The sequence below is a fragment of the Nostoc sp. CCY 9925 genome (assembly GCF_963920935.1).
Lineage (GTDB): Bacteria > Cyanobacteriota > Cyanobacteriia > Cyanobacteriales > Nostocaceae > Nostoc.
Window position 1 is genome coordinate 36,355 of sequence record NZ_CAWUDO010000009.1, and the last position, 25,020, is coordinate 61,374.

Below are 25,020 nucleotides of genomic sequence, written 5' to 3' on the forward strand. Positions count from 1 at the left end.
AGCGTTCCCGAAGGGTAGGGGAAGGTGGGGAAAAAATTCTCCGTGTCCCGATGTTCCCGCGTCCCCCGAAGTTCGGAGCGCCGGAAGCCGGCGCTCCGACTTCTCTCCGTGTTCTCTTCTCCATTACGCGGTGATACTACCAGAAACTAAAACTGCATGGAACTGAAAAATCACTGGTTGGCTGTAAATAAAGTTGCTTTACCACGATTGCTACAGTGGGTAAATCTCCGACCGGAGGAGAGCGAACGGACTCAGATGATGTTCATATTTTACACAACTGTATCTGTAGGATTACGGTGGGCAGAGGACAGTACAGTGGCGCTGTTTTTAGGTGAATATGATACTAATCTACTACCTTGGATGTATATTGCCAGTGCCGTAATGAGTACAGGACTGGTTTTTTTATATTCTTGGCTACAAAAAATTTATCCTTTACGCCAGGTGATTGTGGCGATCGCACCTTGCATGGTGACGCCATTAATTTTGTTAGTTTTATTACGTTGGGGAACCAATGTTTCCTACTTAGCAGTGATTTTGGTGTTTCTGCTGCGGCTGTGGGTAGATGCACTTTATGTGGTCAATGACCTCAACACCTCCATTGTTGCTAACCAACTATTTAACATTCGAGAGATTAAGCGTACTTATCCACTGGTCAGTAGTGGCCTTCTAGTAGCAGATGTCATCAGTGGTTTTAGTTTACCTTGGTTGGTGCAGTACGCCAGACTCAATAAGGTGATTCTCATCGCCTGTGGCGTGATTTTATTAGGATCGGTAATTTTATTCTATTTAACTCATCAGTATCGAGCAGCTTTTCCTGAAACTCCACAAATCACAATTCCTGGAGAACAAGCTTCACGACAGCGTTTTCTCAAAAGTCCTTTGAAGCGCTATGTTTGGCATTTATTTGCTTTTGTAGGTCTGTTGCAGGTGATTGGGTTATTAATAGATTTTCAGTATTTGCGCGAACTCCAATCGACTTTAAACGACCGAGAACTCGCTAGTTTCTTGGGTCTATTTGGTGGCATGTTGGGATTGTGTGAGTTGTTGATCCAGTGGTTTATTTCCAGCCGACTTATTGAACGGATGGGAGTCTTTTTTACTGCCACACTTTTACCAATCACCGTTGGCTTTTTACTACCGGGAGTGCTGGTATTTTTGCATTTAATTCCAGCGATGCAATCGCAAAGCTTTTTCTGGGGTCTAATAATTGTCAAATTCTGTGATGAACTTCTGCGCTACACCTTTGTGATGAGTAGCGGGCCCATACTGTATCAACCGATTCCAGAGGCAATTCGCAGCCAGATGCAGACCTTATCTGGCGGAACTGCCGAAGCCATCGCCACAGGGTTGACGGGATTATTAATTTTTCTCACTTTATTAGTTTGTGGGCAATTTGTACCTGAGCCACTGCAAAAATGGGTGTTAGTCGCAGAAACAATGCTGATAGCTAGCACTTGTTTAAAAGTAGTTTGCCAATTGCGATCGCGCTATGTTGACTTGTTAGTTTTAAGCGTGGCACGCGGTCAACTGAGTGCAACGAATGTCGGTCTAAAATTCTTTAAGCAGGGCGTAGTCAAAGCATTGGCTGAAAAAGGCAATGAGGCAGATAAACACTCTTGTATTGAACTTTTAGCCCAAATTGATTCCCAAGGTGCTGCGGAAGTTTTAGCACCTTTATTAGTCAAGTTAACCCCAGATTTACAGTGTCAAAGTTTGGAAGTGATGCTAATGGGAGGTGCAAATCCCGCTTATGTAACTGCTATCCGTCCTTTGTTAGAACAACCCCAAGAAACTAACCCCGAAGTTTTTGCTCTAGCGTTGCGCTACATTTGGCTAGCTGAACCAAATCCCAATTTAAGCCTCCTTGAAGAATACCTAAACCCCCGGCAAAACTCACTCATCCGCGCCACCGCCGCTGCTTTAGTCTTACGCCAAGGAACCCCGATGCAAAAAGTAGCAGCTACCAAAACCATGCGCCGGATGCTGACTCATAAGCAAGAACGAGAACGGATAAATGGAGTCAAGGCGCTCAGAGAAGCAGTTTATTTGCAGGCATTACGAATTCACATTCCGAATTTATTACAAGATGAATCGTTAAGGGTGCGCTGTGCGGTATTGGAAATGATTGCAGCAACCCATTTAGAGGAGTATTATTCAGCGCTGATTGCCGCACTTTACTATAAGTCAACCCGTAGCACAGCAATGTTAGCCCTAGTAAGATTGGAAAATGAAGCCCTAGAAATGCTATTGCAGTTGGCTACGAATATTTACAAACCAGAAGTAGTGCGGATGTATGCTTGGCGAACCATTGCTCAAGTTAATACCCAGGAAGCAATGGAAGCTTTATGGGAAAACCTAGAAACTTATTGGGGTACTACCAGGGATCATATTCTTCACAGCTTACTCAAAATACACAAACAACCGGCAATTACAGGCTTACGAGATCGGTTTTATGAAAGTAGGGTGGAAAAATTAATCGACCAAGAACTACGATTTTTAGGTGAAATTTACGCTGCTTATATAGACTTTCAAGCTCTAGAAAAACAAGAAGATTATCAATCAAATGAGAGGATTTTGATTGTCTGTGAGTTGCTGCAACGATCGCTCAGAGAATTAGAATTGGATGTCAAAGAACGGTTGTTACTGCTACTGAGACTGCTTTACTCGCCAGAAAAGATGCAAGCAGCAGCCTTTAATTTGCGATCGCTCTCATTGGTCAACTTAGCACGGGGGTTAGAAATCTTAGAACACACCATAACCTTGTCTTCCAAATCTCTATTGCTGAATATTTTAGATCAGCGAACAGAGCCAGAAAAATTACAACATTTAGTAGAAGCAAAAATTGTCGAATATGAAAGTATGTTAGTTAGCGATCGCCTCCACAGATTACTGCTATTGGGTAATTTGCTTTCTGACTGGTGCCTAGCTTGCTGTTTTCATTTTGCTCAGGTTGCACGTATCCGACTGACAAGTTCTGAGATTGTAGCCAGTTTACGCCATCCAACTGGCTTTGTTCGGGAAGCGGCGATCGCATACTTGAATATGGTTTCACAGCGCGTCCTTTTCCAAATCCTACCCCAATTACAAAACGACCCACACCCTCTAGTAGCCGCCCAAGTTAAAGAGTTGCTGGAAAAATATCAATTCAAAAATTACAAGAAGTAGTGGGAAGTTTACGTCTAATTAGACTAATCTCTTTGCTGAGTGCGCGGATGGGTAGGTGTTTATGAGCAGGTGACTACAAAAATGGCTCAATTGCCTTCTATGTAAGAATTTGGCGCCAATAGCATCTCTCAAACATCCGCGCACCTTATTTGGCCTAGCTTTCAGCGATTTAGATCTAGTAAAATTACAAATTTTTGTGTTATGATTACCCCATCCGCGCAACAGTACCTTGAAAACCAAATATCGCAGCACTTTTAGACTCCCGCCATTGTAATTAACTAAAATCCCTATTAGGGATTGAAACACCTATATGTACCCCTCCAGCGAGAACGACTAAAGATCATTGTAATTAACTAAAATCCCTATTAGGGATTGAAACCTGAAATATCCTCATAATCATTTAGGATATACTTAGTATATTGTAATTAACTAAAATCCCTATTAGGGATTGAAACAATAGCTCCACCACCAGTTGTCTGAGTAGCGGTAGTATTGTAATTAACTAAAATCCCTATTAGGGATTGAAACTCAAGGAATCTTCTGATGCATTACGCCAAAAAGTAATTGTAATTAACTAAAATCCCTATTAGGGATTGAAACGAGAGCTATTTATTATCAAAGGACTGACAATGGCTGATTGTAATTAACTAAAATCCCTATTAGGGATTGAAACCTAACTCAAACTCTTTTATTTATCCAAGAATAGATTGTAATTAACTAAAATCCCTATTAGGGATTGAAACAGGTGGAGTGGATTTGGAACTCGCGCGATGGCGATTGTAATTAACTAAAATCCCTATTAGGGATTGAAACAGAATTTCCGCATGTCTATCATAATCATGGGAAGATTGTAATTAACTAAAATCCCTATTAGGGATTGAAACTTTTAGTATTTTCAGGGATAAATTAACTGAAAAATTGTAATTAACTAAAATCCCTATTAGGGATTGAAACGAGGTTTCCTCAGACGTATTAGAATCACACCTTATTGTAATTAACTAAAATCCCTATTAGGGATTGAAACACATACGTAACGCCGTGTATCTTATGGAGCAACATTGTAATTAACTAAAATCCCTATTAGGGATTGAAACCTGGTGTTTGAATTTTTTGGAATCTATTAGATACCGATTGTAATTAACTAAAATCCCTATTAGGGATTGAAACTTTTTAATGCACTCCTCAATGAATTCGTGAAGAGCAATAATTGTAATTAACTAAAATCCCTATTAGGGATTGAAACACATAACTGGCATAGATGAACAAGGTATTTACCAAATTGTAATTAACTAAAATCCCTATTAGGGATTGAAACTGTAGGGTGGCTTAATTCCCTACACTGACGAGGAAATATGAGATTGTAATTAACTAAAATCCCTATTAGGGATTGAAACTGGTGGAAAGTAAGGACTAAGGCTAAAGAGGCTGATTGTAATTAACTAAAATCCCTATTAGGGATTGAAACTGCAAAGAACGCCCTAGAAATGAACTTATCAAATTGCAATTAACTAAAATCCCTATTAGGGATTGAAAACTTCTCACACGTTCATTCCCTGTTAGCCTAGAGAGTAAAGTAAAAACTCAAAGAGCATTAGGAATATTAATGTACGTATTAATTGGTGGAGCAGGCTTAGTGGGGCTGAGTTTAGCGCAGAAACTAGTAGAACTGGGGCATACTGTTGCGGTTATTGATATTGACCCTACCGCTTGTCGCTATGCTCGCGAACAAGTGGGGGCAATGGCTTTTGAAGGAAGTGCTGTAAGTACAGAAGTATTGTTAGAAGCTGGGATTCGCAAAGCTAGCTCTTTGGCTGCTGTCCTCCGCAGTGATGCCTTAAACTTGGCAATGGTGACTCTTGCTAAACATTATGGCGTTCCTCATATTTTAAGTCGGATGCGCCACCCTGATTTTGCTGAACCGCTGCGTCTGGCTGGAGCTAACCATATTATCAGTACTGTTGAACTATCGGTTTCAACAATGGTAAATGCCATTGAGTATCCGCAAGTAGAATCGATGATGCATTTTGAGCAGGGACAGATTGAGGTGCTAAAACTTTCCATCCCAAATAATTGCTATGTTGTTGGTCGTAGCGTTGCTGAAATTGCTCAGGATTCCCGGTTTCCCACTGGTTCGTTAATTATTGGCTATCAACCTCATCCCCACGAAAATTTGATGATTCCCAATGGCAGTACAGTACTGGAACCTGATTCAACTGTGCTGATTGTGACTAAACCAGGATGTTTACACCAAGTCATTGATTTTATAGAAGGCTGTAATAATTCGTAATTAGCACAATTTTAGACTTGGTTATTCAAAAATTAAATCTAAACGCTGCTGGGTTTGTTGGAGTGCTTTGGTTGGTGAATATTGACCCAACAACACAGATTCAATTGCCCGTCCTAAGCTGTCGGAAATTCTATTGTAACCAAGAAAAATCGGACGCGATCGCCCATATTTTGCTTGCTCTAAAAATACTTTTGCTTGGGGAATTTGATTGACAAAATCCTGATATTTGGGATTTTCACGAGACTTCAGATTCACTGGTAAATAGCCAGTTTCCAATGCTAATTCTGTTTGAAATTCTTCACTCAAAGTATATTCAACAAACTTAAAAGCTGCTTTTTCACGTTCTGGTGTGGTTTTGAAAAAGAAGAGATTTTCACCACCGATAACAGTAGCAGCTTTTTCAGCAACAGGAATAGGAAAAACATCAAAATCAACACCACTGGTTTGAAATTGCCCCAGATTCCAAGGCCCATTTAATTGCATTGCAACTTTACCACTGAGCAAGTCATCTGTCTCATAACCGCGTTCTGGACTAGATAAAATAGCAGAACCCTCCGTAATTAAATCACGCCAAAATTGTAAAGCTGCGATCGCTCCTTGATTATCTTTCAAATCCACTGCTGCCGCATTTTGTGAATCACCACTCATCAACTCGCCACCGCTACTCCACAAAAACGGTAGCCAAGTGAAGACTGTAAATTCTCCTTTCCCCAAAGGTAGAAACATGCCATATTGATCTGTTCGCCCATCGCCATTAGTATCACGAGTTAATTGCTTGGCAACTTGGCCAAACTCCTCCCAAGTCCGGGGTAATTCAGTAATTCCCGCAGCCTTAAACAAACTTGGGCGATAAAAAATACCAACATTATTGCTAGCAAACGGCACAGACCAAATCTTACCGTTATATTTCATTGATGTATATAAAGTGGGGTCAATTTCGGCTTTAATTGGGGATTTTTCTAGCATTTCATCCAAAGGTAAAAGCGCCCCAAGTTCTACCAATTGACCGGCGATCGTCGAATTGTACCACAACAAATCAGGAGGTGCATTTCCTACCACTGCTGCCAAAATCTTGGGCGTTTGCTGATCCTGTTGTCCGACATAAAGCGACTCTACTTGAATATCTGGGTGAGATTGATTGAATTTGTCCACCAGCTTTTGCAGCACATCCCGATTTGGTGGCGGATTTACCCCTTGCCAAAGGGTTAAATGAATTACATTATCTTGTTTAACACCAGGTAGAATAGCTTGACATCCAATGAAGGCTACTATGCCCGCCAACAATATCAGCAGCAAATTCCTCAAGTAGTCTGACAAGTTCTTTCTTGTTCGCTTGGTATGCCAAAGAGATGAAAAATAATCTTGCATGATGTTTATTAAATTCGGTACTGGGTACTGGGTATAGAGAAAGTATTCCTAAATATTTATTTCCTAGTCCTTAGTCCCCTGTTACTAGTTCCCACTCCCTTTTACCAAATTCATCTTTGCATTTGCGCCAAAGCTAGGTATTCTAAAACTTCACTCATTTTATAATCATTATGTTTGAGTAGAATTTTGATAATTTCAGATTATGGCAGGACATAGTAAATGGGCAAATATTAAACGCCAGAAGGCGGTAGTAGATGCAAAAAAGGGAAAAACCTTCACTCAGTTATCGAGAGCAATTATTGTTGCCGCCAGAAGTGGTGTGCCAGACCCAGCGCTGAATTTTCAACTTCGTACAGCAATCGACAAGGCAAAAGCAGCAAGTATTCCCAATGATAATATTGAACGGGCGATCGCTAAGGGTGCAGGCACTTTTGGTGCAGACAGCGCCAATTTTGAAGCTATTCGCTACGAAGGTTACGGCCCCGGTGGTGTGGCAATTTTGATTGAAGCCCTGACAGATAATCGCAATCGCACAGCCGCTGATTTGCGTGCAGCTTTTAGTAAAAATGGCGGTAATTTGGGTGAAACAGGTTGTGTTAGCTGGATGTTTGACCAAAAAGGCGTTTGTCTCGTCCAGGGTGTGGTTAACGAGGAACAGCTTTTAGAAGCATCCTTGGAAGGTGGCGCCGAGTCTTATGAAATGACTGAAGATGAGATGTCTGAGGTATTTACTGAAATCGGAAATTTAGAAACCCTCAGCCAGACACTTAAGGATAAAGGCTTTAAAGTCACTGATGCTGAATTGCGCTGGGTTCCCAGTAATAGTGTAGAAGTTACCGATCCCGAACAGGCGCGATCGCTTTTTAAATTAATTGACACTTTAGAAAGCTTAGATGATGTTCAAAATGTCACAGCTAACTTTGAAGTAGCAGAAGAATTGATGACTCTCAGTATTTCTTAAGCAAAATCCGTCCAAACAGACATGAAAGATTCACATCAATTACAACCTCGTGACATACAGCTGTTGGATAGTTTAACTGTTGATTAATTGATGAGGAATTTCACGTGCATAACTTCGCGAAAGCTTTAGTTTTGGCTTTAATATTTGCTGCCCCTGTAGCCATTTCTGTACCTGCTGTTCAAGCTGGAACTATCCACCATACTAAAATAAAAACTGCCAAAGTTCATCAGAAATATTACAAACACCACAAGCATCATCTAGTTCACAAAGCTCATAAATAGTTACTATTAGCTGGAAAAAGTTCTAGTAACTATGTAATCAACTTTAGCCTTAGTTTACTCCAAAAGTATTGCATTATTTAAGCCCGCTGCAATCTATAGTAATCAGCGGGTATTTTCAATTACAGCAGATTGCAACTTTGTGAGGTACAGATAATTGTAAGGGCGAACGGCTGTTCGCCCCTCCTGTGTACTTCATTTACCTCAAAAACGTGTCCCATTCAATACTTACAGCAAATTTCATGTTAATAAAATATACAACCTAGCTTGCAAAGCTAGGTATAAAGCTTGTTTGAGTTAGAATTTATCGATTTTTAATCGTGAATTATGTTTAAATTTCATGATTTATTAGTATCGGCATTGCCACTAATAATTGTTTGGAAAATATTCCCTACTAAAAACAAAAATGCTCCGACTAACAAGACGAGCATTAAGCTAGCAAGGGCAGCAAAAGGAGAGGTGATAAATAAAACTAAGAATGTAAACATTAAAATCGTTACTACTGTTCTATTCATCATTTTTGACCTTTAAGAGTTACCTATATTAACCTAACTAATTCAGTCATGAATTCGTATATATCTAACTGAAGGAATTAGTCTAAGTCTCTAGTAGCATTTTGAAGTTAATTCTGAAGAAAGACAGAAACTACACCAAAGCTATCAGGACTTACGCACTCAAGCTTGAAACCCCGATCCCCCCTTATTCAAGGGGGTTGGGGGATCTGAGTGCGTAAGTCGTAGCTATGATGCACTAGTAGCGATCGCACCCTAATAAATAGTAATTTATTTTACTAATACCATCCAAGTTATTACGTGTTTTTACATGATTAAATGTTGGTAAGGTGATTCAAATCGTCAATCCCGATCCTTTTACTGTTCGTCTGAGCTTGCTCAAAAAGCCGCGATCGCGTCAAAATAAGAGTTAAGATGCTGTAATTTATCTTCACAATGGCGCTAGCAGAGCTTAATCAAACTCTTTACTCTCCCCAAACACCATCAGACAAGCGGGGATACGAATATGATTTGGTAATTGTAGGCGGTGGAATTGCTGGGTTAACTCTAGCCTCTGCCTTAAAGGATTCTGGCTTGAGTGTGCTGCTGATTGAAGCGAAAGTGGCATCAGCAGCAGTAGCCAAGGGTCAAGCCTATGCAATTCACATGCTTTCGTCCCTGATTTACCAAGGAATTGGAGTTTGGGACAAAATGCTGCCTCAAATAGCCAAATATTGCCGGGTTCGTCTTTCTGATGCCGATTATCCCGGTGTGGTGGAATTTGTCACAGACGATATAGGTACGCCAGAGTTGGGTTATGTGGCGGAACACCAAGCAATATTGGAACCTTTACAGGAGTTTGTTCGAGATTGTGCAAATGTGACTTATCTGTGTCCGGCTGAGGTGGTAAATACGCAGTACCAACAGGACGCTGTAGCCATAGATATTAAAGTTGCTGGCGAACTACGAACTATCAAGAGTAAATTACTTGTAGCCGCAGATGGATCGCGATCGCCGATTCGTCAAGCTGCTGGTATCAAAACCTCTGGCTGGAAATATTGGCAGTCTTGCATCGTTGCATTTGTCAAACCCGAAAAACCCCACAATAATACCGCTTATGAAAGATTTTGGTCTAGCGGGCCGTTTGCAATTTTACCTTTACCAGGGAACCGCTGCCGAATTGTGTGGACAGCCCCTCATGAAGAAGCAAAAGCTTTATGTGCTTTGGATGATGAGCAATTTTTGGCAGAATTAACCCGCCGCTATGGCAATCAGATGGGTAAATTGGAACTACTAGGCGATCGCTTTGTTTTTCAAGTACAACTCATGCAAAGCGATCGCTATGTTCTTCCCCGACTAGCATTAATTGGTGACGCTGCACACAACTGTCATCCCGTCGGCGGACAAGGTTTAAATTTGGGTATTCGGGATGCAGCAGCTTTGGCACAAGTAATACAAGCAGCCCACAAGTCTGGTAAAGATATTGGCGAGATTCAAATTCTCAAACGTTATGAACGCTGGCGCAAGTTGGAAAACCTGACAATTTTGGGTTTCACCGATTTGTTAGATCGGATTTTTTCTAATAATTTCTTACCTGTGGTGTTGGTTCGTCGCTTGGGTTTATGGTTATTGCAGCGAGTACCTGTGTTAAAAGTATTTATGCTGAAATTGATGATCGGTTTGAAGGGACGGACTCCAGAATTGGCAAAACGATAAACCCTAAACCAGGCCAGCTTGAAAAATCTGGTTTGGGGTGAGATTTAATTCAGGAAAAGTTTGGGAGACGATGCGATCGCTATCTCGAAACTTACTTACCTGATATTCCCCATCAACCAAGTTACAAACCGAGATTGTCGGTTGCTTGGGGTTACCGATAAAATTACGTCCACCCAAGGCAGCATAATCGATAATCCAGTATTCGGAGATACCCATCTCTTCGTAATCAGCGTATTTTAAATAGTAATCGTCCCGCCAATTGGTTGATACAACCTCAATCACCAAAGGTATCGATGCACCCAGGCTAACAATAGATTGTTTTTTCCACAATGGTTCGTTTACCAGATTTGCACGGTTTAGCACCAATATATCTGGTAAGTAACCAGAATCTTTTTCAGGAGGTCTAACGATAACTTGATTGGGGATACCATAAGGAAGGTTTAATCGGTCAATTGAAGCACCAAGCTTTATCGTCAAAAATGCTTTAAGGTCTTCGTGTTCCCCTACTGGTTGTGCCATCTCAACAATGTCTCCGTTATGTAGTTCGTAGCGTACCTCTGAATTTTCGGGTAGCCAATCGACAAATTCCTCAAAGGTTACTTGCTTGGGTATGGCTTGAGTCATAAATGATAAAGGATTACTGATAATAGAAATATTATCTCTAATTTAAAGGACTGCGAACAGCTTTTAGAGTTCAGTTAAGTTTGATGTCCGCGGAGTAGATTAGACTTGAAATAAGAAGTAATAAAAGGAACTTACCGCATGGGTGTTGAGGTATTTTTCTCCTATTCCCATAAAGATGAAACCTTGAGAGATGAGTTAGCAAAGCATCTCACTATGATGAAAGTGCAATTATTTTAGATGCAAATCAGTCTACGACTATTCGTGAGCGGCTTGGTCTTTCGCTGAGGATAACGCTCAGGTTAAACACTCGTTCTGAAATAACCCGTATTTGGATAGGAAATCAAAAATGGATTGACAAAATTATTGTGGCATTTATTGGTATAGTACTTTGGCTTCTGGCAATAACCTATTATACAAAGCCTTCTTGTGCCTCTTAATATTATAAATAATGGTAATAATATACCTTTGCTTATAATCATCGTTGTTGGTTTATTAATAATACTTCCTACTATCGGTGCATATTTACAACTCAAAATTACACAAGATGTATGGAATATGATTGAGAATCATGCGGCACTTGAACATGGATCAAACTCTTAACCCGATCTACTACACTCAGCATCAATATTGATTGAAAACATGATTATTCATGTATTTATTTAAAATTAAACGGGTTTAATAAAGTAAAATCCAAGCCATAATTCAGAAGCCAAAAAATTTTAATGCCTATCCTATTTGAGTGCTGATAATGAGTGGTGGAAGCAGGCAAGAGACGCCAAGTGTATTAAATTGTTGTTGGAATAATATAAAAATTGTTACATTTATCCTAAAGATAGATGTAACACCGTTAAATCTATGCTAAACACTCAGTACTGTCAACCCTAAGATTGAAAATTAGTATTTTTGTACATAAAATTAAAAATCTCAAATTAAAAATTGGTAACACTGATGGTTAGGAGTGCTAGAGTTTCAAGAAATTCATCGGAACTTTTCAGCGGGTATTCATGCTGAAGAAACTACAGAAAAAGCAAATTTCGGTAATTGTGGCTGCGGCGCTGTTCGCCTTTTCAGCTGGGGCAATGGTATCGGCGCCTGAGATTGGCAAATCTCTGGGACAATGGCTCAAATTGGGTAAAAATCAGGTAGAGCAAACATCTGAGGCTAGCGTTGCCCAATCAGCGGTCTTTCCACTGATATCACAATCTCTGCCAGAACGGGCGGCAAAACTAGCTGCGATCGCAGGGCAGTCGGCTTCGCCAGACCGCAATCGCGCTCGTTATCTTTTGGCGAGTGATTACATTGAAAGAACCCAAGGGAAAAAAGCCCTGGCTTTATTGGAAGGATTAGAGAAAGATTATCCCATTCTCGCGCCTTACATTTTGCTCAAACAAGCCCAAGCAGAGGATCTGTTGGGTGAGGACGGCAAAGCCTCGGATCTGCGGCGAAAAGTTCTCAAAGCGTATTCCAAAGAAGCAGCCGCAGTCAAAGCCCTATATCTAATTGCCCAACCAAAGGAACAGGAAACCGCCATCGCTCAATTTCCTTCTAATCCTTTGACTTGGGAAATTATCCGCAAACGTTTACAAGAAAATGCCAATCAACCAAAATTACAGTTGATTTTGGCAAAATACGCTTATGACCAACCAGGCATAGTGGGGGTTTTGGATCAGTTAGTCAAAGAGCCGAACCTCAAAGCTGAAGATTGGGAACTCATTGGTACAGCCTATTGGGAAAATAATCAATTTCTCAAGGCCGGGAATGCTTATGCCAAAGCACCTAAAACAGCCCGCAACCTCTATCGCACTGGACGGGGGTTACAGGTAGGAGGCAAAGATAAAGAAAAAGCGATCGCCACCTATAAACAAGTGGTGCAGCAATTTCCCCAAGCCAAAGAAACTGGAACTGCACTACTGCGATTAGCAGAAACAGGAAAAACTCCCAAAGATGGCTTACCATATCTTGACCAGGTAATTACTAAGTTTCCCGATCAAGCTGGTACTGCACTGGTACAAAAAGCCAAAACTTTCCAAGCACTCAAAGATCAAAAGTCAGCTAGTTCGGCGTGGCAATTACTTTTAGGCAAGTACGGCAATTCTGACGAAGCAGCAGAGTATCGCTGGAAAATCGCCCAAGAGAAAGCCAACGCTAAGGATTACATCGGTGCATGGCAATGGGCAGAACCGATTGTTAGCAACAACCCTAACAGTATTTTGGCTCCGAGAGCAGGCTTTTGGGTAGGTAAATGGGCAGCTTCGCTAGGAAAACAGCAGGAGTCCCAAACTGCTTATGAGTATGTGATTAGCCAGTTTCCCTACTCTTACTATGCATGGCGATCGGCGACAATGTTAGGGCTAAATGTCGGCAACTTTGACAACGTGCGCCTGATGAACCCGGAAGTTGTCGCACCCCAGCGTTCATTACCTCCTGCGGGTTCTGAGACTTTCAAAGAGTTGTATCTGTTGGGTCAAGACCGCGATGCTTGGTTACAATGGCAAACGGAATTTCAGAACAAAATTCAGCCAACGGTAGCAGAGCAATTTACTGAAGGGTTGATGCAGCAGGCAAGGGGAGAAAACCTCATCGGAATTGACAAAATTTCTAAATTGGAAGACCGGGAAATACCAGCTGAACTTGCCGAATATCAAACTCTGAGCAAACAAATCTCTTACTGGCAAGCCCGTTATCCATTTCCCTATTTGCGAGAAATTGAAAAGTGGTCTACTGAGCGTCAACTCAATCCTCTGTTAGTCACTGCCTTAATTCGTCAAGAGTCCAGATTTCAACCAAAAATTAAATCTGTGGCAAATGCTACTGGCTTAATGCAGGTGTTACCGAGTACAGCTCAATGGATCGCCCCACAAATCAAGTTGAATAGCAAAACAATAAACTTAGAAAATCCCAATGAGAATATCATGCTGGGTACATGGTATTTGGATCATACCCATCAGCAATATAACAATAATTCCTTGCTGGCGATCGCCAGTTACAACGCTGGGCCTGGCAATGTCTCCAAATGGCTGCAAACTCTCACTACACAAGACCCAGATGAGTTTGTGGAAGACATTCCCTTTGATGAAACTAAAAATTATGTGCGTCAAGTATTTGGCAATTACTGGAATTATCTCAGACTTTACAACCCTGAGATTTCTAGCATAGTGGCAAAGTACTCGACTACACATCCAAAACTGCCGACGCAGTGAGGGGCAGGGGAGGCAGGGGAGGCAGGGGAGGCAGGGGGAGAATAACTCTTACTCTCAATTTCTAACTCAGCAATACCCATGCCTAATGCCCAATGCCCAATCCCCAATGCCCAATCCCCAATGCCCAATGCCCAATATTCAATACTCGAAGACTTCCATTGACATTAAGCCGTCAGCTACTTTGGTGACGGCGCCGGTCATGGTGACTGTAAAATCGTCAGTGATGGCGATCGCAATTTGTCCTCCTGGCATGTGAACTGTGATTGATGAATCACACAAGTTCAATTTGTGGGCAACAGCGGCCGCTGCACTGCTACTACTGCCAGATGCTAAGGTGTAACCTGCTCCTCTTTCCCAAATCTCAATTTGAAGATTTGTGCGATCGAGAACTTTCATAAACTGAACATTGGTACGGTTGGGAAAGTAAGGATGAACTTCTAGCAAACAACCATACCGCTTCGCAATTTCGGGTGTAAGTTCGGGTAACTGGATAACACAGTGTGGATTTCCAACGGTGGCTGCACTAAAGGTAAAGGTTTGGTCAGCAACGATAATACTTTCTTTGAGAACTTCTCTGGAGTCTCCTGTCACCGGAACCTTTTCGCTTTGGAAGCTCACACGACCCATTTCTACTTGAACAGTTTTACCTGAGTGGGCAACCCGCGCTTTGACTCGTCCGCCAAGGGTATCAATATCAAATTCTTCTTCTTGAACAAGCTGGTTATCCCACAAGTAGCGAGAAAATATTCTCAATCCGTTACCACTTTTCTCTGCCTCACTGCCATCTGGGTTAAAAATTCGCAATCCAAATTTGGCATTGTTGGATGATAAAGGGCCAAACAGAATGCCGTCTGAGCCAATTCCAAAGTTGCGATGACAAATTCGCTCAATTTTTTCTGGGGTTAATTCAAATGCTAAGTCTTGAGGAGAAATAACTAGATAATCGTTTCCGAGAGCGTGATACTTGGAGTATTTCACTTGAGCAAACATAGCAGATATATTAAAAAATAGATGTCTTTAGGGAATTACAGCAGAATTTAGAAGTCAGAATTAGAATAGGCTCAGAGCCTAGCTTTAAAATATTGCCGCAAATTATCTTTATATTTAGTGAATTTAGATTGCTAATTTTTGAAAACTTTTAAGATTTATATTATTTTACCGTAGAAATAATTCTACCTCTTTTTTATAGGCAACTATTCATAAAATGGATATGGAGCTTTGTGTATTATTTATGTATTACAATAAATTAGGAAGTCAGAATTTAGGGGTCTTAGAGCCACCTATTCATAGGTATTTATCCGCTTTTTTTGAAGTTGCCGCTTTTGCTATCAACTATAACAAGAAAGATTAACAATTCAAAATTCAAAATTCACGCATTAAAGACAATTTAAGAAGGGGACTCTTCGCCCGACTGAAACTGGGGCTACCTGTAGAGGTAGGGGTCTTAAACCCTTTTATTTACGATAAAGGGCTTAGTCGTCAGAATTGTCCAATTTAATTCTGTAGGAATGATCAATGAATAAATAGGTTTAATTCCCCCACTTGGAGCATTGGTGAATCCTGAATTTTCTTTAAAAAGTATTATATTTTACCAAATTCCCAACATATATCATTAACGAAATATTATGCTGTTTAGTCTAAACAACTTGCCCTATTGGATTTTTCTGGTGATGGGAGTCTTGCTGTTCTTTTTTATGATCATTTCCGGCGGTGGAGGGCAGGACATTGATGCAGATGTGGATGTGGATGTAGATGCAGATGTAGACGCAGATAGCAATAACGAATTCGGTTTTGGGCAATTTCTGGGATGGGCTGGTATTGGGAAAGCCCCATTGATATTGTTACTGGCTATAGATTTGAGTTTGTGGGGCGTTTTGGGCTGGATGTTGAATGTTTGGTTTGGTGGAGTTTCCAATAGTAATATTGGTGGTTTGATTGGAAGCATTATATTATTTGGTTCATTAATTATTAGTTTATTATTGGGAGGATTGATAGCGCGACCAATTGGCAAAATATTTGCTGAATTTAGCGAGGATGTAAGTAGCGATCGCTTAATAGGTTGCATTGGAATTGTCACATCTGCTTATATTCCAACTGAGAATCAGGGCAGAATTGGACAAGTAGATGTGCTAGATGCAAAACGCAATCTTTTAACTATTAGTGCTGTTCTCCCAGACTGGGTAACTATTGCACCACAACGTGGAGAAAGAGCTTTAATTATTGAACATAAGGCACAAATTTATGTAGTTATTGCTAAAGATAGTCCCGATGAAGAACAATGGTTAACTAATTCATCTCGTTGAGATTAAAATTCTTAAGAGGAAAATAATATGCTTTTTTGGTTGACTTTTATCCAGTCTTTACCGAGCGTCAAAATAGCTGAAGTTCCACAGGTTAAGTTACAACAACAAAAACAAATAACATTAATTGACCAAACACTCCCAGTAAAAGTTATGCCTAATTTTGCTCAAGTCAATGGTGGATTAGTATTTCCAGTGGTGATTGCTGGCCTAGTTTTATTACTGTTACTCAGCTTGTTTGCTTATACGCGGGTTTATGTAGTGACACCCAACAACGAAGCTTTCGTGAGGACTGGGGGTCTTTTTATTAAAAAGAAAGCGGTGATTCTCTATGGAGGTTGCATTGTTTTACCCGGATTCCATCAGCTGACACGAGTACCTCTGCGAGAAATTTCTATTGATGTAGAACGCACTGGTAAACTTGCAGTCCGGACTAAAGATTACTTACGAGCAGATATCCGCGTGACTTTTTATGTATGTATTAATGCCTCTGAAGAAGATGTTTTGACAGCAGCGGCTAGATTATCCCAAAATGGTACTAAAATTACTCCAGAAGATATCAAAAATGCTTTAGAAAAAAGAGCAGATGACGCAATTAGGGCGGCAGCTAAAACCAAAGATTTAGCAGAAATTGATTCTGATAAATTGGGGTTTGCTCAGGAAGTGCTGAACTTAGTTGGAACAGATTTGAAAAAAGTAGGCTTAACTTTAAATAACATTGCAATCTCCGAAATATTAGAAAGTGTTACCTACGATCCAGATAACTTTTTTGATGCTCAAGGTGTGCGCTTACGAACCGAAATTATTCAACGTTCGATTCAACAAAAACGGGAAGTTGAGTTAGCAGCACAAGTGACAATTGAGCAAAAAGAACTGGATGCTCAAAAGCGATCGCTACAAATTGCCCAAGAACAAGAAAGTGCTAAATTAGAGCAAAAATTGCAAGTAGAAGCACTAAAAGCCCAGCGAGAACGGGAAATTCAAGAATCCAAAGACAGGGAAGCTGCAACAGTACGCCGAACTAAAATTTTGCAAGAAAAATCAGTTGAAGAAGAAGAAATTCGCAAAAAATTATCGGTGCAACAAAGCCAAATTGAAGCTGATATTTCTCTAGAGGAACGCAATAAACAGCTAAAGGTAGCACAAGCACTGCAAAAACAAGAATCTGAACTAGCAGAAATTGCCCGTCAACAAAGTGTAGAATCCGGAAAGTTACAAGCACAAGTGCAGATAGTTGAGTCAGAACGACTGGCAAAACTAGCTCAAGAAGATGTGGCGATCGCCATTGCTAATAAAAAACGCGAAAGCTTTGTGGCACAAGCAGAACAAGCCAAAGCCGAAGAATCGGTGAAGACAGCCAGTGAAGTGGAAAAAGCCGAACGCAACAAACGCCTATCAACGATTGCTGCGGAACGAGAAGCCCAAGAAAAGAGTATTGGCGATCGTAACGTTGTGGAAATTGATGCTTTCCGCCGCCGTCGTCAAGCTGAAATTGCCCAAGAAGCAGCAGAATTAGAAGCAGAAGCAATTCGCACTCTAGCAGCAGCTAACCGCGATCAAGTTTTAGCAGAAGCCGAAGGTATTCAAGCAAAAATCGCCGCTGAAAATTCTATTAGTAATGCCAATCTCACCGCCAAGATTATTACAATTATTTGGCCAGAATTAGCGGACAAACTACCAGAAATTGTTACTGCCTTAGCACCCCAACCGGGAGTTTTAGGAGATACTCGCATTTATTCGTTCCCTGGTGCAAATGGCAGCAACGGCAGTCAAGATATCAACAAATTGCTACTATCTACCAGTGGACTTTCGTTAATAAATACCTTGCTTGATGAAGGTAAATTAGGTGAAATAATCGGTCAAATCAATCAGCTAGTGCGTGGTAATAATCAAGTAATAACTGGCACGTCAAGCCAGGTTTCTTTAGAAACTCCTTTAACACCAACTGTTATCGAAAACAACACACAAACTGATGGAAATAATTTGTAATTCAGTTTTGTAATGGCGATTTAGAAAGAGTACACGAAGCAAATTACGTTTCTCAACCCAACCTAAAAATTTTTTTCCAACAAGTTGTCTTGCCACGCCAATAGGATGCGTTAACCAGAGGCATCGCCCACCATCAGGAGGTTTGGTAAGTTACGGATCGCACAAGTTAGTTCTACCAATTCATGCTTTTAGCCGCCGTCAGTCAAGCAGAAATGGCTCAACAAGTAGCATCATTAGAAGCAGAAGCTGAAGATATTGCTGTTGTGAACGATTTATTTTTGCAGTTCATTACAGAGAGATAATGTCTGTAGCCTTCATTTGTACTTAAAAAGAGCAAGAGTTAAAATACAGTTTCTTTATATAGAGGATGTTCTTTCACTCAAATTTTATAATCCTTTTAAAATATAAATATTAACTTCATTTTGCTGGCAGTATAAATAGCATTTTTAAGGTGATACCTGTTGAAAAAATTACTCAAATATTAATTTGAGTATGAGAGATAAATCTAGTAATTATGCCCTGTTATTTCGTAGTGACTAAATCACATAATTGGTGCAGAGCCAAGAAAAACAGGAACTAAAAATAATGTCTATTAAAAAAATTGCTTATATTGCTGCTCTCTCTACAATCGCTTCTATTAGTTATGCTGGTTCAGCACATGCTTTAGGATTTACATATGAAGCTGGGGCTTACCGCCAACCTACAGCAACAAATGAAGGTGTTTTTTCTGACAATGTTAATAGCGCAGGTTATACAACCTTTGATTTTAATAATGGCCAAGTACCAGGCAATGACCTAGTGAAATATTCTTTTTCTAAAGGTACTTATTCTACTACAGCTTATTCTGGTCAAACTGGTATTTACTCAGACGTTTGGGCACCTTCTGGCGCTCACGCAGAAGTCAACCAAACGAATTATTTAGCAGTTTTCTCTGATAGCGATACTATCATTGAAGCTCAGGGTAATAATACTTTTAGTTATTTCGGTTTTGATGCAGGCGCTCTAAGTGTAGGCAATACTTTGAAATTCTTCAACGGAACCACTCTAATAAAAGAGTTAACATATGACATATTAAATGGAGCGGCTACTGTTGGAGCTTCCCAACATGGCGGTCAAAAGAATGGCTTCTTTGAGTTTTTCTCAGAAGGTGGGAATGACAAGTTTAATAAAATTGTAATTTCTCAGACAGAAGGTGGCGGCTTTGAAAGTGACAACCATACATTTCGTGTTGAAAGTGTGCCTGAACCCAGTGTTACTTTAGGTATGCTAACTGTCGGTGGGTTGTTTCTACGCAAACGTAAAAGCCAAAAATTGCAAGCCGCAAAGGAATCTGCTTAAACAAAAGTTTAGTTTGGGTAACTTAATAAAATTTTTCTGTAAGAGCGTTCGCTACATAGCGAAGGATTTCCAAAATCCTTCGCTTTGCTTTATTTAATGGAAGTATTTTTTCGCTGACTAGCTCAAGGAGATGTAGCGATCGCCATTGCTAACAGAAAATTACGAATATCTCAGCTCAACACCGTAAATGATTAAACCAGGATAAAGTTGGATTCCACCAGTTGATTAGCTTTAACTCCAACCAACAGCCCTAACGTATCATTACCAAAGAGAATCGCAGCACTGCCATTCACATCGGTAAAGGTTAGTTGACCAAAACTCAGTCCCCCGGATAAGCCGATGGAGTCTTGTCCAGGGGTAAAGTCTTGGATTGTGTCGGTGTCGTTGCTATTACCACGAAGGACGAAGGTGTCTCGACCATTACCACCATTAAGTACGTCATTGCCCTCCCCACCCCACAGGATATCGGCTCCATTACCACCGGACAACGTATCATTGCCAGCGTTACCAAACAAAGTATCTTTGCCATTCCCCCCGCTTAAGCTATCGTCGCCACCAGTGCCAGTGAGGATACCTTTGCCATTGCTGCCATCGATGGTTGTGCCGACTTCTAAGGTAACGATCGCCTGACTGGTGAGGCTACCATCGCTTACTGTGTACTTGAAGCTGGCCGTACCGCTAAAGCTAGAGTTCGGGGTAAATATGACGTTAGTACTGCTGAGGGCAACGCTACCACCCACAACATTGCTAAATCCATTGGGCAAAATAGACAGCGTTGTGTTGGCATCGGGGTCAGTGTCGTTTGCTAGCAGAGTGGCGATCGGGATTAGCTTCGCAACACTCTGGTTAGCCGTGAAGCCACTATCATTATTCGCAGTGGGAGCTTGATTCACAGTTACAGTCGTTCCTGGAGAGCCAGTCTCTGGAACATTGGATGCAACGAACGCACCATTGACTCCGGCGACACTCAAGGTCGAGACAGTCGGCAGCGGAAGCGTGGTACTGCCCACACCAGTCTTGTTGTCAAATGTGAAGCCTGTGGTGGATGTACCAAAGCTAATGCCAGTAATCCGGTTTCCGCTCGAATCAAAGAGATTTACTGCATCGCCCCCGGTACTTAGACCTATGCCAGAACCACTGTAAGTACCGATAGTGAAGTTACTGGGGACATTACTGCCGAACCATGCCGTCTTGAATGCGCTTGCAGTGGTGGCATTACCTTCGATAAAGATAACCGATTGCCCAGGGGCGATGCTGGTAACGCCGTTGAGCGCCACCGAGTTAGCGAAGCTGTTCGAGTCGTCGTCTATTCTCCAGCCAGTAATGCTCACAGCGCTGGTGCTTGTATTTGTTACCTCGAACCAGTCAGCACCATAGGGGCTGTTGCCGCTACTCCACGGTGACACCTCGGAGATGATGAGGGTGGGAAGTGAGGGTGTTTCATTCACCACATTGGTGACAGCTAAGGTAAAGTTCGCGATCGCATCCGGAGTGTTGCCAACTGTTGGGTCATCTACATTGACGATGACGCTATAGCTGGTTTTGGTTTCGTAATCTAGAACGGTTCCGGCTTTGATGTACAGCCCAGTGCTGTCAACTTCAAAGAAGTTGGCATCAGTTCCAGTCACAGTCAGGTTATTTGTTCCTAGTCCATCGTCGGTAATGGTAATGTCTGCCACTTTCAGCCGGGTTGTGGTGCTGGTGTTCTCCGCGATCGCTATAACCGGATTGTTCAGCACTACAGCAGTAGGGGCTTGATTCGGAACTGAGGAAGGTGCGTAGACCCAGAGTTGCGGGTGATTGATATCACCACCGCCGTTCTCACTGACGACATAAAGATAACCATCTTTGTCCATCGTCAGACCTTCATGCTGCTGATCTACAACAGACAGGGGATTACCTGGATTGGAGACAATCGTCAGTGAACTGTAGATATTTCCGGAGCGATCGATTTCGACGATTTTGCCTGATTCTTGGCTTAGCACCAGCAGGTGACTGTAATCAGCTTGTCCGTTCAAAGACGATAGATTCGACAACGCGTAAATATCCGCAAAGTCCAAAAGGTTGGCCAATGCTGGATTAAAAAGGTCAGTCGAGTTCACTGTGGTGGGTGAACCGTTTGTCGCGGTGCCGGCTGCAAAATCGATGCCTGTTTGAAATATTCCTTGTGGTTGCGTCTCCTTGACGGCGATGAATCCGCTCGTTAGCGGGTCATAAGATATGCCTTCAATCCCAATATTTCCGACCGTTGTACCGAGCTTGACGGTTTGCACGTCGTTTTTGGTAAGCGTAGTGTTTGGTACGTAAGTAAACAAGTTGGCCTGCCGATCTCGCTCCTCAATCAAGACGAATTTGCCGCCGCCGATGTAGGTAAGTCCTTCCGTATCATAGAAGTCCGTACCTTGGGGACTATTGCCAGGAGCCAACGTCATTGAGTCGATCAATTGCCCCGTCTTCGATACTTGAACGATGGACGTGCTACCGTCGCCGACGACGAACAGCGTATCGGTGTCCCAGTTGTAGGTCACGGCTGAGACTTCCTGAGCCAGCAGACTGTTGGCAGGTGCAGTGGTGCGCGTAGGTTCGGGCAGGTCGTACCGGCCGATCAGGGTATAGGTGGACAGATCGACTGAATTAATTGCTGACATTACTATTTGTCCTTAGAAGGGTAAAAGTTTGCAGGAGGATATGGTGCAGAGTGAGGTAACCCGTTGAGGTGGAACAGTAATATTCCCCTCGACCCTAACAAACCTGCAATATGGTCTGGGAAAACTTGCTATCAATAGCTTGTAGCGATTTTTAAGTCAGATTTATATGAGAGTGCAATTTTAGTGTGTGTTATCGCTACAAAAACAGAAGTGTTTATTAACTTGATTAACGATTTTTACCGCGCAATACTCATAAAATAGTTGAAACAACAGCTTTTACTGGACAATACACTTTAAATTCAAATAAAAGTTTAAGAAAAATTTAAGAAGAGTTTATGGATAATCGCAGATATGATGAAAAAAAATTAGGACTTACGCACTCATAAGGAGAAAGTAAGGCTTTGCGATTACTTCGCTCAGATCGTAATCACATAAAATCCTAGTCTATGCCTAAGTCCTGAAAATGTGACAATGTGAGACGTTGTAGAGTTAGAGATGAAATGAGCACTACAGCATTTGGGCAATGCATTGAAACTGACTTTAGTGGGCCATGACAAATATCATGAGATGGCAAAAAATGACTTAGATTTTGATAGTCTGAGCCAAGGATCGATGCTTGAAAGCATTGATTCAAAATTATGTCTGTTATCGTCGATATTCATCCCCACAATCGCCGATTAGCTGATATAAATCCCGTGATTGGCGAGAGACAGCATTAATGCGATCGCCATCCTCAGCATCTAAACTAAAACTAAAGATTTTGGCGTTATCTTCTATATGTTCAGATACGCCAAGTCTCGCACCAACTATTACACCTCCCACAGTTGGTCGATCTAAAATGTAACGCACTGCCACATTGGCAATACTTACTCCATGCTTATTGGCAATTTCCTTGAGGATAGCAAGCAACTCCTGAAATAATTGCCAACCACCCCAAGCATCAATCATATTTTTGTATTTTTTCAAGCTAGCGGTAGCTAAATCAAATCCTCGTGGTTCTGGTTTACCCAAATAGTTTTCTGATAACAAACCACCGCAAACTGTACCATAAGTAAAAAGTTTTATATCATGCTGCTGACAAAATTCAACCATCTTGACCTCGGGACGGCGATCGACAAGTGAAAATTGTACTTGGTTAGAAACAATTCTAATGCCTGCTTCGGTAATAATTTTTAAGTGTTCAGTGTCAAAATTAGTCAAAGCTAAATGCTTAATTTTGCCCTCAGTTTGCAGTTCTGCCATATATTTAAGGGCATCTAGATAATTTTTATCTCGATATTCCCACCAATGGAATTGCATCAAATCTAATGATTGCACATTCATCCTTCTCAGGGAAATATCAATATTTTCCTCGACGAATTGTTTGGTCATTTTCCCAGGACGAGGCACCCATTTTGTAAAAGCTTGTATTTGGGATAAAGCATCTTTGCCACGGGTATCAACTAGCTGACAGCGAAACTCACCAATAAAATCTTCTGCGGGCCCGTAATGATCTGCTAAATCCCAAGTGGTAAAACCTGCATCGAAATATTTGAACATACTATCAATGGCAGCTTGGGGATTAATACGCCCGTGTGCGCCAGAGACTTGCCACATGCCATTTAATATGCGGCAAATGTTTAAATCAGGGGTAAATTGGAGACGACTAGCTGCGGGTAAATTCATTTTCAAGTTAGGAGTTAGGAATTAGGAGTACAGACGCGATTAATCGCGCCTGTACAAGAGTTAGGAGTTAATAATTAGTGATCTGACAGGGTTATTTTTACAAGATTTTGCACTTTTCTACTTTATTATGAATCATTTAGGACTGCTAGAGGTAATAAGCACCAAAGTCTTAACTCCTAACTCTTAACTCCTAACTTTTTTTTTAACGCCAGCCTTTTTCAGCTTGTTCAATAACATAAGCAGCAACATCTTGAATTTGCTGTTCAGTCAGGCGGTCCTTGTAGGCTGACATATTACTTTTACCGTTGGTAACTATCGATATAACTGCCTCTATTGAATCCATACCATATTTCTTGAGGGCTTGCTTTTTGAGGTTTTTACCTCGCCTGACTATGTTACCACCATTAATATGACAACCAGCACAATGAATACTGAATATTTGTTCGCCGTTAGCTGTGTCTGCTGCATTAGCTGGGAACGTCAAAGTACTCATCAATAATAGAAAAGTTACTACTACCAATGTTAGGAGTTTTTTCACTCAGCTTCTCCGGATTTTAAAATACTGCTTGCAAAAAAGTGTCAGAAAACATACAGTAGATTTCAAGTCAATGAAGTACATAAACTAAGTCTCTAAGCCAGGTATCAAGGCTGTTTTAGTTCAGAATTATGACTTCTGAATTCTGCTGTTTTACAGAGATTCAAAGTCAGATGTGAATCCAGTAAATCGTGTACAATCTTCCTGAAAAGCTTCGGCATCACTAACATCGTCAATTTTATATGACATGATGCGGGTGCCGTCTGGCATTTTTTTGGAACCGATTAATTCACCTTGATATTTTTGGGCGATCGCTTTAAATTCAGTACCATAGACCTTCCAAGCATCAGCAGAACAAGTAATATTTACTCGCCACATATTTGATTCTCAATTACTACCAGCAAATATTCATCATCTCACAAATAGGCAACACTTCTTTGGGTTTGGGGTTCTCT

The 25,020-nt window shown here is 41.2% G+C and carries 17 protein-coding genes and 1 CRISPR repeat array; of the genes, 9 read left to right on the plus strand and 8 right to left on the minus strand.

What is annotated here, in order from left to right; genetic code table 11:
- The first annotated feature begins 156 nt into the window (after window positions 1–156).
- Window positions 157–3,165: an MFS transporter gene (locus ACM0OY_RS07195; protein WP_414568174.1), complete on the plus strand. Its 3,009-nt coding sequence runs from the start codon at window positions 157–159 to the stop codon at window positions 3,163–3,165.
- Window positions 3,166–3,432: 267 nt separating this feature from the next.
- A CRISPR array of direct repeats spans window positions 3,433–4,699; the repeat unit is 37 nt; unit sequence ATTGTAATTAACTAAAATCCCTATTAGGGATTGAAAC.
- A gap of 69 nt (window positions 4,700–4,768) precedes the next feature.
- On the plus strand, window positions 4,769–5,452 hold the full coding sequence (locus ACM0OY_RS07200; protein WP_414568175.1) for a potassium channel family protein: 684 nt from the start codon (window positions 4,769–4,771) through the stop codon (window positions 5,450–5,452).
- Window positions 5,453–5,473: 21 nt separating this feature from the next.
- Here ACM0OY_RS07200 and ACM0OY_RS07205 read toward each other — a convergent pair whose 3' ends face one another.
- A complete protein-coding gene (locus ACM0OY_RS07205) occupies window positions 5,474–6,820 on the minus strand; it encodes an ABC transporter substrate-binding protein (RefSeq protein WP_414568176.1) in 1,347 nt (448 codons plus the stop codon).
- Between the two features lie 202 nt (window positions 6,821–7,022).
- On the opposite strand from ACM0OY_RS07205, the gene ACM0OY_RS07210 reads away from it, so the two are divergent.
- Window positions 7,023–7,781 (plus strand): YebC/PmpR family DNA-binding transcriptional regulator, encoded by a 759-nt coding sequence (locus ACM0OY_RS07210; RefSeq protein ID WP_414568177.1) that lies wholly within the window; start codon window positions 7,023–7,025, stop codon window positions 7,779–7,781.
- A gap of 104 nt (window positions 7,782–7,885) precedes the next feature.
- Window positions 7,886–8,062 (plus strand): hypothetical protein, encoded by a 177-nt coding sequence (locus ACM0OY_RS07215; protein WP_414568178.1) that lies wholly within the window; start codon window positions 7,886–7,888, stop codon window positions 8,060–8,062.
- Window positions 8,063–8,397: 335 nt separating this feature from the next.
- Here the strand turns inward: ACM0OY_RS07215 and ACM0OY_RS07220 are convergent, their stop codons facing one another.
- Window positions 8,398–8,577, minus strand: coding sequence for a hypothetical protein (locus ACM0OY_RS07220; RefSeq protein ID WP_414568179.1), 180 nt, complete (start codon window positions 8,575–8,577; stop codon window positions 8,398–8,400).
- 429 nt (window positions 8,578–9,006) lie between these two features.
- Here ACM0OY_RS07220 and ACM0OY_RS07225 point away from each other — a divergent pair, with 429 nt between their 5' ends.
- Window positions 9,007–10,266 carry an FAD-dependent hydroxylase gene (locus tag ACM0OY_RS07225; protein ID WP_414568180.1) on the plus strand — a complete coding sequence of 420 codons (1,260 nt, stop codon included), beginning with the start codon at window positions 9,007–9,009 and terminating at the stop codon, window positions 10,264–10,266.
- Between the two features lie 3 nt (window positions 10,267–10,269).
- Here ACM0OY_RS07225 and ACM0OY_RS07230 read toward each other — a convergent pair whose 3' ends face one another.
- Window positions 10,270–10,890, minus strand: coding sequence for a Uma2 family endonuclease (locus tag ACM0OY_RS07230; protein ID WP_414568181.1), 621 nt, complete (start codon window positions 10,888–10,890; stop codon window positions 10,270–10,272).
- Window positions 10,891–11,894: 1,004 nt separating this feature from the next.
- Here ACM0OY_RS07230 and ACM0OY_RS07235 point away from each other — a divergent pair.
- Window positions 11,895–14,090 (plus strand): transglycosylase SLT domain-containing protein, encoded by a 2,196-nt coding sequence (locus ACM0OY_RS07235; RefSeq protein WP_414568182.1) that lies wholly within the window; start codon window positions 11,895–11,897, stop codon window positions 14,088–14,090.
- Window positions 14,091–14,228: 138 nt separating this feature from the next.
- Here ACM0OY_RS07235 and dapF read toward each other — a convergent pair whose 3' ends face one another.
- Window positions 14,229–15,068 carry a diaminopimelate epimerase gene (dapF, locus tag ACM0OY_RS07240; RefSeq protein WP_414568260.1) on the minus strand — a complete coding sequence of 280 codons (840 nt, stop codon included), beginning with the start codon at window positions 15,066–15,068 and terminating at the stop codon, window positions 14,229–14,231.
- Window positions 15,069–15,715: 647 nt separating this feature from the next.
- Here dapF and ACM0OY_RS07245 point away from each other — a divergent pair.
- The 3 genes from ACM0OY_RS07245 (at window position 15,716) to ACM0OY_RS07255 (ending at window position 19,717) form a co-directional block, all read left to right on the plus strand.
- On the plus strand, window positions 15,716–16,393 hold the full coding sequence (locus tag ACM0OY_RS07245; RefSeq protein ID WP_414568183.1) for a DUF1449 domain-containing protein: 678 nt from the start codon (window positions 15,716–15,718) through the stop codon (window positions 16,391–16,393).
- Between the two features lie 27 nt (window positions 16,394–16,420).
- A complete protein-coding gene (locus ACM0OY_RS07250) occupies window positions 16,421–18,379 on the plus strand; it encodes a flotillin family protein (protein WP_414568184.1) in 1,959 nt (652 codons plus the stop codon).
- Between the two features lie 585 nt (window positions 18,380–18,964).
- On the plus strand, window positions 18,965–19,717 hold the full coding sequence (locus tag ACM0OY_RS07255; RefSeq protein WP_414568185.1) for a PEP-CTERM sorting domain-containing protein: 753 nt from the start codon (window positions 18,965–18,967) through the stop codon (window positions 19,715–19,717).
- Between the two features lie 191 nt (window positions 19,718–19,908).
- Here ACM0OY_RS07255 and ACM0OY_RS07260 read toward each other — a convergent pair whose 3' ends face one another.
- From ACM0OY_RS07260 to ACM0OY_RS07275, 4 genes are all read right to left on the minus strand, one after another.
- On the minus strand, window positions 19,909–22,365 hold the full coding sequence (locus tag ACM0OY_RS07260; RefSeq protein ID WP_414568186.1) for an SdiA-regulated domain-containing protein: 2,457 nt from the start codon (window positions 22,363–22,365) through the stop codon (window positions 19,909–19,911).
- Window positions 22,366–23,010: 645 nt separating this feature from the next.
- Window positions 23,011–24,030 (minus strand): aldo/keto reductase, encoded by a 1,020-nt coding sequence (locus ACM0OY_RS07265; RefSeq protein ID WP_414568187.1) that lies wholly within the window; start codon window positions 24,028–24,030, stop codon window positions 23,011–23,013.
- Window positions 24,031–24,232: 202 nt separating this feature from the next.
- Window positions 24,233–24,568, minus strand: coding sequence for a cytochrome c6 PetJ (gene petJ, locus ACM0OY_RS07270; protein ID WP_414568188.1), 336 nt, complete (start codon window positions 24,566–24,568; stop codon window positions 24,233–24,235).
- Window positions 24,569–24,718: 150 nt separating this feature from the next.
- Window positions 24,719–24,943, minus strand: coding sequence for a hypothetical protein (locus ACM0OY_RS07275; protein ID WP_414568189.1), 225 nt, complete (start codon window positions 24,941–24,943; stop codon window positions 24,719–24,721).
- Window positions 24,944–25,020: the final 77 nt, after the last annotated feature.

Bases quoted from the DNA above. Each gene is read 5' to 3' on its own strand.
- ACM0OY_RS07195 (WP_414568174.1), top strand. From the start codon at position 157: ATGGAACTGAAAAATCACTGGTTGGCTGTAAATAAAGTTGCTTTACCA.
- ACM0OY_RS07200 (WP_414568175.1), top strand. From the start codon at position 4,769: ATGTACGTATTAATTGGTGGAGCAGGCTTAGTGGGGCTGAGTTTAGCG.
- ACM0OY_RS07205 (WP_414568176.1), bottom strand. From the start codon at position 6,820: ATGCAAGATTATTTTTCATCTCTTTGGCATACCAAGCGAACAAGAAAG.
- ACM0OY_RS07210 (WP_414568177.1), top strand. From the start codon at position 7,023: ATGGCAGGACATAGTAAATGGGCAAATATTAAACGCCAGAAGGCGGTA.
- ACM0OY_RS07220 (WP_414568179.1), bottom strand. From the start codon at position 8,577: ATGATGAATAGAACAGTAGTAACGATTTTAATGTTTACATTCTTAGTT.
- ACM0OY_RS07225 (WP_414568180.1), top strand. From the start codon at position 9,007: ATGGCGCTAGCAGAGCTTAATCAAACTCTTTACTCTCCCCAAACACCA.
- ACM0OY_RS07230 (WP_414568181.1), bottom strand. From the start codon at position 10,890: ATGACTCAAGCCATACCCAAGCAAGTAACCTTTGAGGAATTTGTCGAT.
- ACM0OY_RS07235 (WP_414568182.1), top strand. From the start codon at position 11,895: ATGCTGAAGAAACTACAGAAAAAGCAAATTTCGGTAATTGTGGCTGCG.
- ACM0OY_RS07245 (WP_414568183.1), top strand. From the start codon at position 15,716: ATGCTGTTTAGTCTAAACAACTTGCCCTATTGGATTTTTCTGGTGATG.
- ACM0OY_RS07250 (WP_414568184.1), top strand. From the start codon at position 16,421: ATGCTTTTTTGGTTGACTTTTATCCAGTCTTTACCGAGCGTCAAAATA.
- ACM0OY_RS07255 (WP_414568185.1), top strand. From the start codon at position 18,965: ATGTCTATTAAAAAAATTGCTTATATTGCTGCTCTCTCTACAATCGCT.
- ACM0OY_RS07260 (WP_414568186.1), bottom strand. From the start codon at position 22,365: ATGTCAGCAATTAATTCAGTCGATCTGTCCACCTATACCCTGATCGGC.
- ACM0OY_RS07265 (WP_414568187.1), bottom strand. From the start codon at position 24,030: ATGAATTTACCCGCAGCTAGTCGTCTCCAATTTACCCCTGATTTAAAC.
- ACM0OY_RS07275 (WP_414568189.1), bottom strand. From the start codon at position 24,943: ATGTGGCGAGTAAATATTACTTGTTCTGCTGATGCTTGGAAGGTCTAT.